General features: G+C 58.7%; 13 protein-coding genes and 1 pseudogene. 5 read left to right on the plus strand and 9 right to left on the minus strand.

The features are described 5' to 3' along the window. Positions 1-11: 11 nt before the first annotated feature. From queD to ACVWY3_RS36970, 6 genes are read right to left on the minus strand one after another with little or no spacing between them, the layout of a single operon-like run. Entirely contained in the window at positions 12-374 is a 363-nt protein-coding gene (queD, locus tag ACVWY3_RS36945) for a 6-carboxytetrahydropterin synthase QueD (protein WP_456843545.1), read from the minus strand. Beyond that, positions 371-1006 carry a 7-carboxy-7-deazaguanine synthase gene (queE, locus tag ACVWY3_RS36950; RefSeq protein ID WP_456842847.1) on the minus strand — a complete coding sequence of 212 codons (636 nt, stop codon included), beginning with the start codon at positions 1004-1006 and terminating at the stop codon, positions 371-373. Before queE ends, queD begins: the two co-directional genes overlap by 4 nt. Positions 1007-1019: 13 nt before the next feature. Continuing rightward, complete coding sequence (dbpB, locus tag ACVWY3_RS36955) at positions 1020-2057, minus strand: DGQHR domain-containing protein DpdB (protein WP_456842848.1); 1038 nt, start codon at positions 2055-2057, stop codon at positions 1020-1022. Next, entirely contained in the window at positions 2054-3337 is a 1284-nt protein-coding gene (dpdA, locus tag ACVWY3_RS36960) for a tRNA-guanine transglycosylase DpdA (protein ID WP_456842849.1), read from the minus strand. Before dpdA ends, dbpB (ACVWY3_RS36955) begins: the two co-directional genes overlap by 4 nt. Next, positions 3334-4506, minus strand: a complete 1173-nt coding sequence (dbpB, locus tag ACVWY3_RS36965) for a DGQHR domain-containing protein DpdB (RefSeq protein ID WP_456842850.1) — start codon at positions 4504-4506, stop codon at positions 3334-3336. Before dbpB (ACVWY3_RS36965) ends, dpdA begins: the two co-directional genes overlap by 4 nt. Continuing rightward, complete coding sequence (locus ACVWY3_RS36970) at positions 4449-5180, minus strand: hypothetical protein (RefSeq protein WP_456842851.1); 732 nt, start codon at positions 5178-5180, stop codon at positions 4449-4451. Before ACVWY3_RS36970 ends, dbpB (ACVWY3_RS36965) begins: the two co-directional genes overlap by 58 nt. A 473-nt stretch (positions 5181-5653) precedes the next feature. Here ACVWY3_RS36970 and ACVWY3_RS36975 point away from each other — a divergent pair, with 473 nt between their 5' ends. The 4 genes from ACVWY3_RS36975 (at position 5654) to ACVWY3_RS36990 (ending at position 11431) form a co-directional block, all read left to right on the plus strand. Continuing rightward, positions 5654-8047, plus strand: coding sequence for a UvrD-helicase domain-containing protein (locus ACVWY3_RS36975; protein WP_456842852.1), 2394 nt, complete (start codon positions 5654-5656; stop codon positions 8045-8047). A gap of 7 nt (positions 8048-8054) precedes the next feature. Further along, the gene (locus tag ACVWY3_RS36980; RefSeq protein WP_456842853.1) at positions 8055-9251 is read left to right on the plus strand and encodes a PD-(D/E)XK nuclease family protein; all 1197 of its coding nucleotides are present in this window, start codon (positions 8055-8057) and stop codon (positions 9249-9251) included. A 91-nt stretch (positions 9252-9342) separates the two neighbouring features. Further along, a complete protein-coding gene (locus ACVWY3_RS36985; RefSeq protein ID WP_456842854.1) occupies positions 9343-10236 on the plus strand; it encodes an HNH endonuclease in 894 nt (297 codons plus the stop codon). 4 nt (positions 10237-10240) lie between these two features. Then, positions 10241-11431, plus strand: a complete 1191-nt coding sequence (locus tag ACVWY3_RS36990; RefSeq protein WP_456842855.1) for a DGQHR domain-containing protein — start codon at positions 10241-10243, stop codon at positions 11429-11431. A gap of 92 nt (positions 11432-11523) precedes the next feature. Here ACVWY3_RS36990 and ACVWY3_RS36995 read toward each other — a convergent pair. The 3 genes and pseudogenes from ACVWY3_RS36995 to ACVWY3_RS37005 form a co-directional block, all read right to left on the minus strand. Beyond that, positions 11524-11948: pseudogene (locus ACVWY3_RS36995) on the minus strand (hypothetical protein). Positions 11949-11951: 3 nt separating this feature from the next. After that, entirely contained in the window at positions 11952-12401 is a 450-nt protein-coding gene (locus tag ACVWY3_RS37000) for a hypothetical protein (RefSeq protein WP_456842856.1), read from the minus strand. A 46-nt stretch (positions 12402-12447) separates the two neighbouring features. Next, complete coding sequence (locus ACVWY3_RS37005; protein WP_456842857.1) at positions 12448-12843, minus strand: hypothetical protein; 396 nt, start codon at positions 12841-12843, stop codon at positions 12448-12450. 145 nt (positions 12844-12988) lie between these two features. Here ACVWY3_RS37005 and ku point away from each other — a divergent pair, with 145 nt between their 5' ends. Further along, entirely contained in the window at positions 12989-13918 is a 930-nt protein-coding gene (ku, locus tag ACVWY3_RS37010) for a non-homologous end joining protein Ku (RefSeq protein WP_456843546.1), read from the plus strand. Positions 13919-13930: the final 12 nt, after the last annotated feature.

The following is a 13930-nucleotide window of genomic DNA, read 5'->3' on the forward strand; positions in this document are numbered from 1 at the left end:
AAGGTACGTGGTCAGCGATCGGGTCCGTCGTATTCCGCCCAGCAATCGGTCGTCTCGTAGACCCTCACGCTCGAAAGCTGTGGCAGGCGCGGTTTCGTCCGTTCCCAAATCCAGGTGGCGATGTTTTCCGCCGTCGGATTTTCCAAGCCGGGGACGTCGTTCAGACAATGATGATCGAGCGCTTTCAGAAGCGGGCCGAAGGCCTCCTCAATGTCGAAGAAGTCAACGACGAATCCGGTATGCGCATCGACGGGCCCGTTCAACACGACCTCGATTCGATAGGAGTGACCGTGCATGCGGTGACAGCGATGGGTCTGCGGAACGTTTGGAAGCCGGTGTGCGGCCTCGAACGTGAATGCCTGGGATATCTTCATCTGATGCCGAGGTGTTTGTGGGTTTGGACGCTGAGCCGCCATTTCGGATGAGCAAGGCAATAGGCGATGGCCTGCCGCGTATGTTCGATCACATCGGGGCCATCCATCGGTTGAAGCAAGAAATTGTCGAAACCCATCTCTTCGAACCGTTCCGGTTGAGCTTCCCGCTGCGGATAGACGAGTTTGAGCTCGTGTCCGCGGGTGATCGCGAGTCCGGCATTCGATTTGGGACTGACGCAGATCCAATCGATACCAGCCACGGCGGGCAGGGTGCCGTTCGTTTCGATCGCAATGCGGAAGCCACGTTCGTGGAGCGCTCGCACGAGATCGTCGTCGACCTGCAGCAGCGGTTCTCCTCCCGTCAGCACGCATAGGCGATGGGCATCGCCGGCCGTCCATTCGGAGACAATCGTATCGGCCAGGCTTTGGGCATCTCTATACCGCCCGCCCTTCGTACCGTCGGTCCCGACGAAATCTGTGTCGCAAAAGCGACAGACCGCTTCGTGCCGGTCCTGTTCACGTCCTGACCAGAGATTGCAGCCGGCGAAGCGGCAGAACACCGCAGGGCGCCCGGCCTGCATGCCCTCGCCTTGCAGCGTGAGGAATATCTCCTTGACTGCGTAAGAACCCATCTTCAGATCGCCTTCAACTGGCGCGTCGAACGAGGCGCACGAGATAGTGCGACACCAACCGATAGTCGGCCTTTGTGTTCTGAAGCGCGTGCCACGGACGCTTTTCAGTACCGAAATTCCATTCGCCACTGGACCAATGCGTCTTGCCCACGAGGCACTTCAGCCCGTTCTCGAACTGACGCTGCGACTTCGCCTTGTTCCTGATGACAAGTTCGTCCATCACGTAGCCTAGGGAAATCAGACCTACACCGTGCACGAGACGCGACGTCTTCGGCGTATGATCCTTCCAATCCTTCGCGAACGCGTGCTGGACGGCTCCGAAGAAGTTGCTAACGAGTTCCACGCCCGCTGACATCAGCTCTCCGCTGTCTTCAAATCCGCGGAGCGCGCCTTGCTGCAATGAATTCATCAGCAGACGTTGCAGCAGGGTGTCCTTGATGATGCCTTCGGGGTGGGTTTGCTGATTGATCTGGCCGCGGAGCGACGAGTTTGGATCATAGTTGAGACGTTCGGTCAGCAGAGCGGCGCCGGCACGATCTGATAGCCGATGCGGCAATCCATCCAGGCCCGGCAGCAGTTCGTAGATGAGGGGTTTCGCGATCGGCCTCGTGTTGTTCACCAGGATGAACTGGCGGTTGAGTTCGGCCATGTCGTCACAAAGGAAGGAAGAGACGAGGAATTCGAACTTCCTTTCTGGCAAGGTCAGCGCCGCGCAAAGACGCTGCTGCCCGTCTACCACCCATCCGGGCGGCCCGTCGGAGGTGTCGACCACGAAGCCGCCGTCACGGGTGGCAGAGGCTCCCTTGGCGAACGCAAGTACGATCGCGTTAGGTAGCATGGCGTCTTCCTGTCCGAGATAGTCGCTGATCTCCCTAATATGGCCAGCGATCTGCGGGCGTTGGAAGCCGTTGAGACGGCCTTTCGCGTCGCGACCTATCCGCTCAATGCGGGCGATCTGCGTGATCTCCTGCGGGGTCGCTGAAAAGCAAATAACCTTGGGACCTTTACCCTGGCGCGGCGAAATCGTGGGCTCAAACCTTACCTTAGTCATCGTTCTTTTTTAACTCGTTGGCTGTCTGCCGTTAGATGGGCGTAGAAGACATGCAGATTGTGGATGCCACGCCTCTTGTTGCGATTGGACGAGCGGAAGATCAGCGCCTCCACGCCGGCGTCGCGGCACACACGGCAGCGGCAGCGTTCCCACGGCCGATCGCCCAGGGTCTTGAGATAGGCGGTACGCAATTCGGCGAGCTTCGCCTCGTTGCGGGCATCGGTCACACGCTCGTCCCAAAGTGCGTATCGGCCGTACTCGATGACGGCGTCCACAGCGGGCTCGACCTTCATCCTTCGGGAAGCGAACTTACGGACCGCTTCGAGGGCGCGTGTTTCAAGCCGGAGCAGGTTCTCCTGGTCGAGGCGACCCCTGCGGGCGTTCCTCAGGAGCTTGTCGTTGTCGATCGCCTGCGGAATCCGAACCGCAGTGTAATAAGTCAGTTCGCCGCCTTTGCCCAAGGCATAATAATTGCGTTTTCCGTCTTTGAACGCGCGCAGCAGTGGGGACGTGGTGTCGAAACTCGCGACGCCGTATTTCCTGACCGCTCCGAGGTGCTCGGTCTTGCCGAAGCCGAGAAGATGCAGTTTCACCCTCCTCGGCAAGGATCCCCGGATCGTCGCCAGGGCCTTCTCGATCTGCTCGATGCGTAAAGGCACCATGCCGCCCACCGCCAGATAGCTGTAGCCCATCTTGGCGAGCGCGGTCGCACAGTCGGCCATACTCCGCGCCGACCAGCCTTGGATAACACCGACCGGAGTGAACCTTCTGCCCAGCGCTTTCGACGCCGGAAGAAATCGGCGCGCGTTCTCGATCGTGATGTCGACGCGCCGCTTCGCCTCCGCCGAAGGCTTCGCGCCGTCCTCGAGAAAGTCGAAGACGAGATGATCGATCGAGCAACCGTGCGTGAAACCGCCATCCTCGTAGAATTCGAGGGTGTCGTGGATCGTGTAAGGCGGATCCTTCCGATCGCGATACGTGAAGGCGCCATTGTCCCCCATCACAATGCTTTCGGGGTATTTGGAAAGTGGGTAGCGGAGAAATTCCCGCGCTCCTTCTCTTCGGAAGCGCATTGCTTGCGCCTCCGAATACTTTCCAGTGACGGTCGCGTCGCCGACGATCGCGCGCGAGACCAGCAGGCCATCGTAAGGTGGGCGATCGAGATGCTCGTGTGGGAAGTCATCGTCGGCGTGCGCGCGCCGCCGCTTGCCGGCCCGGTCGGCTACAAAGTCGAACTCCGGATCTACGAAGTCAAGGCTATCGGAATACAAGAACTTCATGCCGCGGAAGCTCTCGAGACGTCGCGGTCGAGTTGGATCAGGTAGTTGGAGAGCAGACGCTGGTCCTTCGGCGTCGACTGAAGGTCGTTCCAGTCTCTATCCAGGGCCTCCCACCGTCCTTCGGTCCATCGGCAGTACGGTGCAATGCGCGTCAGGATGGACTTCGCCGCGGCGTAGTCTCCTCCGAAATTCCCGGCGCGCGTCATGACCTGATCCATAAGGATGCCCATTGCGGTCAGCCCTACAGAGTGCATCAGGCGGCTGCGGTCGGGCGGAAGCGCCCAAGCGTCGGGAAATACGTCCTTCACCGCGGTCCAGAATGAAACGAGCAACCTGTACATGGAATCGGTGTCGGCCGTGCCGTCTGTGTCGACGTGCGCGGCTAGAGCCCCACGCGGATCCTGCAAACTTCTCTTCATGAGGTTTACGAGCGCGGAGTCGTTCACGATCGCGGATGGATAGGCGTTCGAGGGTCTCTTGACCAGTTGATGGAATGGCGAACCGGGCGTGTCGGCCAACGCAGCGCACAGCAGGCTGGGAACGCGACGGGCAGACAGGTCGCGAGGAAGTACCGTGCCAACGGTCGGAAGAAGCTCGTCGATTAGCCGCTTGTCGAGCGGACGAGCCTTATTGACGAGAATAAATTGTTCGCGATGGACCGCGATGTCGCTGGACACGAAGGCGGCGACAGGAACAGACAGGTCGGACGAACCGGCGGCGGCCAACGCGAGCGCCCGCTGCTGGCCGTCGACGATCCAAGCCGACTTCCGTCCCGGACGGATAGGAATGGATAGCACTCCGACTTCGCTCGTGCCGTCAATGGACGCGTTCTTCGTGCCTCGCTTCTGCACGAATCTCGCGTCCGACGCGATCGCGAGAATGATGGCATTCGGAAACAGAACGTCGCCCCCCGACAGATAGTCCGCGATTGCCCTCACGTGTGCCTTGATCTCAGGACGCTGGAATCCTTCGATCTGAGAGCCGGCCGAATGCTTGATGCGGGCAATGTCCGCCACCTCCTGAATGCGCGATCCGCGGATGAAGAACAGGAATACCTCCTTCCCGCTCTGGTGCGTCTTCACAGCATGGACGTTGACGGATGGGATAGGTTTCATGTCGTTTTCCGCTTTACGTCGTTGAAAATCCTGGCGAAACGTGACTGCTCGCACGACACCTGCTCGACATCTCGAAGGTGGCGAAGTACCCGCGTCGACGCGCCACCAATCTTCGGTATGAGGTCAGCAACGAGTGCCCGGATCTCCGCGTCCGGGAGCCGACGCTGCCTCCGATACGTGCGCGTTACCAAAACGGGGGCCAACCTGTCTGCGACCGCCTGCCGATCCGCTTCGAGATTGCCAGCGCTCATGGGGGCGATATGGGTCACGTAATCGACCAAGGCGCGCTGCGGGAAGTCGACGCGCGTACCAGGACGACCGAGGAAATCGAGCCTTTCGTCGTAGGGCATTACGAAGGGGCGCAGCTTTTCATCTAGATGTTCGGCAAGCGATAGGCCGAATATCCTGAGCTCCAATCCTTCGATGCGCGAAATGGCGATGAGATCAGTCTCGACCATGTCGGCGTAGGCTTTTGAAAGACACACCAGGATCCTCGCACGTCCGCGCGCGTCGCGAATGGGATCCGCCGAGAAGGGGCCTTTCTTGACGGCCTTCCACCAACGGGCCGCATCGAGCCCGTCGGTGATCTTGGATGCAATAGAGCCTGGTCCGCTCGGCCTGATCGTTAGGTCGTATCCAGGTATTGGCGTTTCGCCCCCAACATAACCCAACCCGGCAGACAGAATGGCCAGATCGGCCGAAGTCGCTGTCGACGCCTCGACCGCCATCCGAAACGCCCGCCCTTTGTAAAGGGACGAAGCTGGCACGAGAGCCCTCTCTCGATGCAATTTAGCGATCCAGGCCGCCGCGGTATCCACGAGCTTACCGCGTCGCAGCGTTTCGGCGGATAGCGGCCGACGGCAACGCTTACCCGCTGAGCACGTGGTAACTACCAGCGTGAGTTTGCGAGGGGATCTTGCGTCGGACTTCTTCGTAACTGTCGCTCGTTTGGCCGCCAAAGCGCACTCCTACTGCAGCGGGCCCAAGTCGCATAAGTCTCGCGAATCCTTGGCGTTGCATTTCCGACCTTACTTAGCTAATCGAGCAACTCCCGTCCATTCGCAATTTTCCATTTGCAGTTTCTAAGGCCATTTTTTCACTTCTCCCCGCAGTTTTCCGGCCCATAAGCGACTGATGGATAAGGGACAACTTCGGATTGACCCGTTTATAATCTCCGTCTGAGAATCGGGGGAAATCGCACTTGAATGTTGAAGATTTTGTCGACCTGATCGCGCAGGTCCTGGGAACGCGACGGCGTCCGAATCAGGAGCAGCGCGCCTGCATCCTGGAAAACGGGACATCTCCGCTGCTGATCGTGGCCGGTCCCGGATCAGGAAAGACAACAGTGCTGGTGTTGCGGGCCCTTCGGCACGTCGTGGTCGACAGGATCGCTCCCGAGAACATCATGATAACGACCTTCACCCGGAAGGCAGCGAAGGAGATCCGCACGCGCCTGATCGAGTGGGACATCCCGCTCCTCGAGGCTGCCGCCGTCGATAGGCGGGCCGATGCCGGGCTGCGGGATTTTTTGCGCGATGTCGACATCAACAGGTTCGTCACAGGTACGCTCGACAGCATCTGCGAAGAGGCGCTTTCTGAAGCTAGAGATCCGGCTGAGCGGCCCCCGGTTGTCGTCGAGGCCTTCGTTGCCAATCAAATTCTGGCGAGACGAGGTGAGGTGTACGAGGCCTTCCGGACCCTCCAGTCCGAGTTCCAGGACTATCTTGGGAAATACAGTAACTCGGGCGACGCACCGAACACGCTCGGGGACATGACTCGCGTCGTCAGGACGCTCGTTGACCGCTTCGTACAAGACGAGGTGGACGAGCGGGGTTACGTTGCGCGCGGGCCGGATCTCAACGCGCGGCGCGCCGTAGCCGAGATCTTCCGCAAGTATAGGGAATATCTGCAGTCGACCAATCAGATGGACTTCCCAACCCTCGAACGCGTCTTCCTCGAAAGGGTCCGGGGAGCGAACCCGCCCGGTTTAGTTGGCAACCTCCGCGCCATGCTGGTCGACGAATACCAGGACACAAATCCTGTGCAGGAGCGCATCTATCTGGAGCTTGCGGCCCGATCGGGCGCCGCCCTCACGGTTGTCGGCGACGACGATCAGTCATTGTATCGCTTCCGCGGAGCGACCATAGAATTGTTCAGGGACTTCTGCGCGCGCGCCAGGCAGGCCATTCCAAACAGTACACCCCGCATGCTGTATCTGATCCAGAACTATCGGTCGACGCCCGAAATCGTCGCGTTCTTTAACAGCTTCGCCCAGAATGATCCGGACTTTGCGGGCGCCAGGATACAGCCGCCTAAGCCGCGGATTGTCGCCAATAGGCCTTCCGAGAACGTGCCGGTGCTTGGCATGTTCCGCGACGATGCAGCAACGCTTGCCATAGATCTCGCCGATCTTCTGCAGGCGATCTTCCGCGGTGGCGGCCGTCCCGCGGACGCGCAGTTGGCTGAAGCGATCAGAGCCGCGCCGAACGGCGGTGATCTCGGAGATGCGGTTTTCATCGCCCACACAGTGAACGAGTATCGGCGTGCGGCATTTGGAAATCCGGCGACAGAGCGTCTGCCGTTCCGCCTTCGTCGAGAGTTGGAGAACCGTGGGATGTTTTGCTTCAACCCGCGCGGTCGGGCATTGAAAGATATCGACGAAGTCCAGCGGATGCTGGGGCTCTCGCTTGAAGCAATTGACCCGTCCGACCAATCGAGTCCCAACGGCCGGATCGTGGGCGCGATGCGGATCACGAATTCCGCGAAGGACGTGCTGCTTCGCTGGCGTAATGCCGCACGGGCGTTCGTTGCTACCAATCCGCGCGCTGCGATCCAAGGAGGAGACAACCTGCGCCGTGTAATGCAGCGGTGGCAGGAACGCTTTTCGACCGGCACGCGCGAAGCCACGGAATGGCCAGTGCTCGACATTCTTTACAGCTTTCTGCCTTGGCTGCCCTCGCTTCAGGATGATCCCGAGCATCAAGTCTATTTGGAAGCCGTCTCCCGAGCCGCGGCGCAGGCCGCCACGTTCTCCCCCTACCGTTCGCTCGTCTTGATCACCGAGCCTCACCGGACGCGTAGCATCGAGTCCACCATCCGCGACATCATCGCTCCGATTGCCGACGATTTGGTGGAGGTGGACGAGGATATCATGGCAAGCGTCCCACGGGATCGCCTGAATATCATGACGATCCATCAGGCCAAAGGTCTCGAGTACCCGCTGGTCATCGTCGACGTTGCATCCGACTTCAAAACCAATCACCGTACGCAACGTTTCCGCAGATTTCCGGATTCTCCTTCCTCGGTCACCGAGATGGAGGATGATCTGGCGCGCTGCACGCCGATCGGGGGGTTGCGTACGGCACGGACTGCCATTCAGCGTAGTTTCGAGGACCTGATTCGCCTCTACTATGTTGCATACAGCAGGCCGCAGAGCGTTCTTCTGCTGGTAGGATGCCTGCCGTGCCTCCGCTACAATACGACGATCAAGAACATCGCTACTTTCTGGCCGCGCGACGGTGACTGGGCCTGGCGACGGCCCGTAAGTGGAAGCGCCCCCTCGTTGGCGAACAACATTCCTCTTACGCTGATTTGAGGTGAGCATGGAGCTTCCGATTAAACCGCCGGACCGGGTCGTGCCTGAGTACAGCCTGACTGGAGATCTTCTCTCGTATCGGCGCTGCGCCATGCAGTACCGCTACTACAATGGCAGTGCACTGCCGCCTTCCCGTCCGGTCCAGATGTGGTATGGCGAGTTCATTCACGGCGTCCTAGAAGGCGCGTTCGGAATGTGGCGTGCGAACCCCGGCGTGTATCCCTTTCCTTGGCCGTCCACTCCAATTCCGGATGCCGGTCCTCCGGCGCCGCCGCCCGACGGGCTCGCCGCGAACGATCTTCGGGTGATCGGATGGCCGATCGAGCAGGCGCTGGCTTACGAAGGCAAGCGGGCGCGAAGCCGCCGCGCGCGCGTCTCAGCCTATCGTCGCGCTGAGGCGGCCGTTAATATGCTGGGGCCGCATCTGTTCCCGCTGATCGCGGACGCCGAGCAGAAGGTGATTGGTACGCGCCTGCTTCCCCGCTCGGCGACGGGGACGATGCTCAGATCCGAGCGGTACGCGCTCCACGGTGTCATTGACGTCCTTACAAACGTTGAGTTGGCCAACGTGGGCGAAGGAAACATCATCCGTGAAGCTGTGAGAGCAGCGTGTCCCGAGCTGCAGGGGACATTTGAAGTCATTGTTGACTACAAAGGGTCTCACAGGCCCGATTCGGCGGAGGACTATTGGCAGCTCGGCGAATGGCAGGTTCAAACCTACGCATGGTTACGCCAACGGCAGCAATTGGGATACCCGGTCGCCGCCGGGATACTTATCTACGTCAACGAACTTGCGCCCGGCGCGGACGACATCAGAAAAATGAAGGCGGCGATCCAGAATGGCAGGACCGACGTCGCTCCGACCCGCGGCGATCCGGATTATTATGCGTTGAACACTTGGACAGGAGGACCAGCACCCCGACTAAGCGCTGCCTTTCGATACAGGCGCGCCATTCGGGTCATTCCCGTCACCCAGCAGAGCATTGACAACGCTACCACGCAATTCGATCAAATCGTCGCGGAAATCGAGCAGCGCGTGCGGGATGAAGAGATCAGGGGAAGCATCCGCAACACGTGGCCACCGACCTGCGACTCGCTTGAGACATGCGTCGCCTGCGACTTTCGGCACTTCTGCCCGAGGCCGGCAGGCACACGACAGGAAATGGCAACAGTGGAAGCGGTTGGTGACGATGACGATGTCTAGTGCCACGCTCCTTCGCCGCAGATGACGGACCAAATTTAATTGTGAACCAAATGCCAATCCTTCTGTCCGGAAATTCAGTAGAGTTCGTTGCATGAGCGAAGATTGGGCCGCTGTTCGAAGCAAGGTCTATCCAACCCTTGATCGACAGTATCCTTTGCAGGACGAAGCCGCCGCTGAGCAGGTCGCGGACGTCGGCCTGCTCATCGGTCTGATCTATGACACCGTAAGGGTACAGACGTCCATCCTGAAAGATCCGGATATCGAGCGCGACGTTAGGTTGCGCACTACGCATCATATCGTCGGCAGGATCATTAGACTTGGAGTTTTTCTGGCGAAGCGCAAGGAAGCCGTCGGTGAGTTCGAGAACGAGTACAGGCGCCAATTGGAGAATCTTCTCGACGTGGACGCTGCGCTGTTCGAACGAATATTCAGATTGGGCCGACGAGTCTCGGAGTTCGTCACGAACAAGAAGGGCAAAATCAGCAAAGGCAATCGCTCGCGCATCCTTAAATTGGCTAGGACGCATCTGCACAATTGCCGCTTCTGCGGCAGTTCGCTCACGCGGGACGAGGGGGCCGAAACCGCCCTCGAGATTGAACATCTAATCGCTCAGGCATTAGGCGGTTCGAGTCATCGCAGCAACATCACCGTTGCCTGCAACAGGTGCAATAAGATTAAAGAGGATCGACTGTCCTTCGTTGATGTCTATCATGAACATTTTTGCGTCGTGAGCGACAAGAAGGAGAACGTTTCCCAGAAGCTTGGACCCCACATCGTCTTCGCACTTCTTATGAAGCAAGATGGGAAATGCTTTCATTGCGAGAGGTACTTCTACGCCATCGCGCCGGAGAAAATCGTGCTCACACGACGCGAGGAGGATGACTACTATCATTTCCGGAATTGCTATGTCGCGTGCGAACCGTGCGCGGAACGGGTCGGAATTGACGGAATAGAGATCGACGTTCCGCTCCCATTGAGGAATTGATTTCATGTTTCAATATCGAGGTTTTTTAGTACGCCAGACTCCTATGACGTCGCTGCAGTTTGTGAGCCTTGTCGCGCCAGCTAAAGAGATCGTCCAGTGGACGCATGCCGACAGTATCGAGATAGATCGAGGCGGGATTCAGCGGGAGTTGACTCAGGCGCGATGGAAGCAAATCCGCAAATTTTTCACCGCTAAGGATGAAAACGTGATTCCAAGCAGCGTCATCATTGCTTTCGATCCTGAGGTACAGTCGGTGCAATCGATGGCCGATCTCAAGCAGGATCAAAAGGCATACTGTCTGGAACACCTTGACGCAGAAGGCCTCGTCCGCATCAGTTTTGGAAAGGGCGTGCTAGAAAGCTCGTACACCATTGACGGGCAACACCGTCTCAAGGGCATGTCTGAACTCGACTTCGACGTCAAAGTGCCGGTCTCCTTATTCCTAAGCGCGCCGGCGCTCGAACGGGCCTTCCAGTTCATCACGATCAACAACAAAGCCAATAAGGTTCCAACCGATAATATCAAGGCGTGTATCGCTAATTTCGATGCTATCGAAGCTGATCTAAAGTCGCGCCTTACGACCGCCTCGATCAGGGTAGGTCAATTCGCATCAACAATCGACGTCTTCAACGAGAACAAGGATAGTCCGTTCTACAAATGTGTAGACTGGGTCAACAATCGCTCCAAAGACGCTCGAAGGATCGTGGCGCCTCAGGCCATCGAAAATTCCATCAAGGTACTCGAAAAGACTTTCAAGGATTATCCGGATCAGGATGATGACACAATCAGAGACATGATGTTTACGATATGGACGACGATCAAAAAGCAATACGGGATAACCCTCGCCGACATTGAGCAGTTCAGGAATCTCTTTAAGAAGCCAACTATACAGGCGATTACGGAGCACATCGCCAACTCAATCGAACAGCGGGTGGTGAACACCTCCGACCAGATAGACATTACCAACTCTTCATTCATTGAAGAGGTCACGAAAGGTTACATCGCAAAGATTCCCGAGGAGTTCTGGAAGGCCGAGTGGATTCTTAAGGGGCTCGACACTCAGGCAGGACGAAAGATTATTCTCAAGGACATCGCCAACATCAAGAAATCCTTCAACCTCTCGCAGGGGGCCGCTGGCGCTGAGTGGAGAACCAATCTGGAGCTCTACAGGGAGGATGGAGGCGAAGAGGATTGAACGCTTCGAAAGTCCGTTCGCCGCTAACAGCGCATCTATCTAGATAAATGGTCTTACGGCCCACGCTGCATGGCCTTCATCGCCCTTGATGCTCAAGTTGCTTGTCCGGCCGTGTCTTCTTTCACTCCGCGAGCGACGATCCGGAGTGATCCATCCGGCAGCGGCCTCTGCAGCTTTAGGGCCTCGTCCACAGGGGACGTCATCCAGGTCTCGACTTCCTGCGGCGTCGTAAGGATTACCGGCATGGCTTTGGGGTGGATGGCACCGACCTCGGCGTTCGGCTCCGTCGTGAGGAATGCATAGAGGTCGTTGGTAGTCTCAGCGCCTTTGACGACGACGGCATTCCCCATCGCGCCGTAGCGAGTTCGCGACCCTCGGCTCCGTTGCGCACGATCGGCGCCTTGTAGTCGGGAAAAACCCCCGGCATCGGCGCCAGATTTCCAACGTATCGGTTCACGACGCGGAACAGCGCGCTGATCGCGGTTTGGTTGGTCGTGATCGAATAAAGATTGCACATCGGTCAGGATTCGGTTCGAGGGTGGCGCGGCTGCCACGTCAACTGTAGCAGAGTCGCGGATGGACGCCGGCCCGCCTTGGCGCATTTGCGGCAACGCAGCCGGCTGGCGAGATCGTGCACGAAGGTGGTCGGCGGGTGCTTCATCGCCGCAAGATCGACATCGCTCGGCGTCTTGCAGCGCGCGCACCTGATCTCCAGCCAGGGGAAGCCTCCGTTCACAGCCTGGTCGATGGTCGGTGACGGATCGATCGGTTCGCCGTCACTCCACATCCGCTCGTTCCAGCTTTCGCAGAGCAGCCTATCGGCTTGCTGTATCATTGCCTCGCCTTTGGCCCGCATCTCCGCCGATTGGGTCGCCAGGATGTTAGACATCGCGCGTGCCTTGCCGAGCGCTTTTGCCAGAGCCTTGCGATCGCCGCCTGATAGGGGCGTGGGGTGATATTTCGGGGCCATCCGGACATCCAGGCGCCAAGAGATCGGATCGGCAAATTCTGAGCGACTACGGCATTTCGAACGCTGGCCAGCACCCGTCTTCTTCATGCCTGCCGGTGCGCTGCTGGCAGGTGTTGTCGAGCAACCGCTGCGCTACGTCCTTCCAGACTGCGTTGGCGCCATACAAACGGACGGCATCGGCGGTCTGGATTTCCACGGTCCGCTCGCAGCGGCGGCAGGAGACGCGCAGCACGTGGGCCTTAATTTCCGAAACGCGTCGCTGTCGGCTCCGGGCCACAGTCGCGCCGGCGCGAGGGTCTTTGAGGACCGATTTCCAATATTCGGCCGGGAGGGGAGCATCCGGACCCGCCGCGGACGGCGATCTTCTGCGGTCAGCTTCCGCGGCCAATTTTTCCATCTGCTTCGGGGTCGGCATGCGCCAGCTCGCGGGTCGGTCAGTCATGCCTGAATTAGAACATAACAAGAACAAATGTCGAGTCCGACGATGCCGCCGCCTAAGAAAAATCCTCCTGTTGGACGGTCCGCAATGTCGGAACCAAGCCGGGCCGTTCGTCTTGAATCCGGCATCAGTATGGAGTTCCCCCGCGATGGCCCCCCGCGCCAACTGGAAAGGCTTCCTGCGTCTTTCCCTCGTCACTTGTCCGGTCGCGCTCTATCCGGCCACCTCGGAATCCGAAAAGGTCTCTTTCAACCAGCTGAACCGAAAGACCGGCCATCGGATCAAATACGCCAAGGTCGACGCCGACACCGGCGAGGAGGTCGACAACGAAGATATCGTCAAAGGCTACAAGGTCGACACCGACACCTTCATTGAGGTGACCAAGGAGGAGCTTGAGAACGTCGCGCTGGAGTCGACGCGAACCATCGAGATCGATGAGTTCGTCGACCGCAGCGAGATCGATCCGCGGTATCTCATTCGTCCCTACTACCTGCGTCCTGACGGTAAAGTCGGGCACGATGCCTTCGCCGTCATTCGAGAAACCATCCGCGAGATGAACAAGGTCGCGATCGGTCGTGTGGTGCTGACCAATCGCGAGCACATCATCGCGCTCGAGCCGCTGGATAAGGGCCTGATGGGCACGCTGTTGCGCTATCCCTATGAGGTTCGCTCCGAAAAGGAGTATTTCGACGACATCCAGGATGTCAAAGTCACCAAGGACATGCTCGATCTCGCCAAACACATCGTCAATCAGAAGGCGGGCCATTTCGAGCCCGATAAGTTTGAAGACCAGTACGAAACCGCCCTCATCGATCTCATCAACCAGAAGCGCGCCGGCAAACCGATCACGGCAAAAGCGCGTCCTCGAGGTGAGAACGTCGTGGACCTGATGGACGCGCTGCGCAAGAGCATCGGAAGAGAGGAGGCCGCGACAGAGGCGCCGAAGAAACCAGGCAAGAAGCCGCGCAAGGCGGCTGCGGGGCAGAAGGAAATGCTGATGCCGATCGCAGGCAAAAAGCCAGCGAAGGAGACCGCGGCGAAGAAGCCGACGGCCAAGCCGCAGCGAAAGTCGGCTTAGGTGAAGTTAAGC

Source organism: Bradyrhizobium sp. USDA 4486 (assembly GCF_054057995.1).

What these genes read in the sequence shown, in the direction of transcription:
- queD (WP_456843545.1), bottom strand. Translation starts at nt 374, where the DNA reads ATGAAGATATCCCAGGCATTCACGTTCGAGGCCGCACACCGGCTTCCA.
- queE (WP_456842847.1), bottom strand. Translation starts at nt 1,006, where the DNA reads ATGGGTTCTTACGCAGTCAAGGAGATATTCCTCACGCTGCAAGGCGAG.
- dbpB (WP_456842848.1), bottom strand. Translation starts at nt 2,057, where the DNA reads ATGACTAAGGTAAGGTTTGAGCCCACGATTTCGCCGCGCCAGGGTAAA.
- dpdA (WP_456842849.1), bottom strand. Translation starts at nt 3,337, where the DNA reads ATGAAGTTCTTGTATTCCGATAGCCTTGACTTCGTAGATCCGGAGTTC.
- ACVWY3_RS36970 (WP_456842851.1), bottom strand. Translation starts at nt 5,180, where the DNA reads ATGGCGGTCGAGGCGTCGACAGCGACTTCGGCCGATCTGGCCATTCTG.
- ACVWY3_RS36980 (WP_456842853.1), top strand. Translation starts at nt 8,055, where the DNA reads ATGGAGCTTCCGATTAAACCGCCGGACCGGGTCGTGCCTGAGTACAGC.
- ACVWY3_RS36985 (WP_456842854.1), top strand. Translation starts at nt 9,343, where the DNA reads ATGAGCGAAGATTGGGCCGCTGTTCGAAGCAAGGTCTATCCAACCCTT.
- ACVWY3_RS36990 (WP_456842855.1), top strand. Translation starts at nt 10,241, where the DNA reads ATGTTTCAATATCGAGGTTTTTTAGTACGCCAGACTCCTATGACGTCG.
- ACVWY3_RS37000 (WP_456842856.1), bottom strand. Translation starts at nt 12,401, where the DNA reads ATGGCCCCGAAATATCACCCCACGCCCCTATCAGGCGGCGATCGCAAG.
- ACVWY3_RS37005 (WP_456842857.1), bottom strand. Translation starts at nt 12,843, where the DNA reads ATGACTGACCGACCCGCGAGCTGGCGCATGCCGACCCCGAAGCAGATG.
- ku (WP_456843546.1), top strand. Translation starts at nt 12,989, where the DNA reads ATGGCCCCCCGCGCCAACTGGAAAGGCTTCCTGCGTCTTTCCCTCGTC.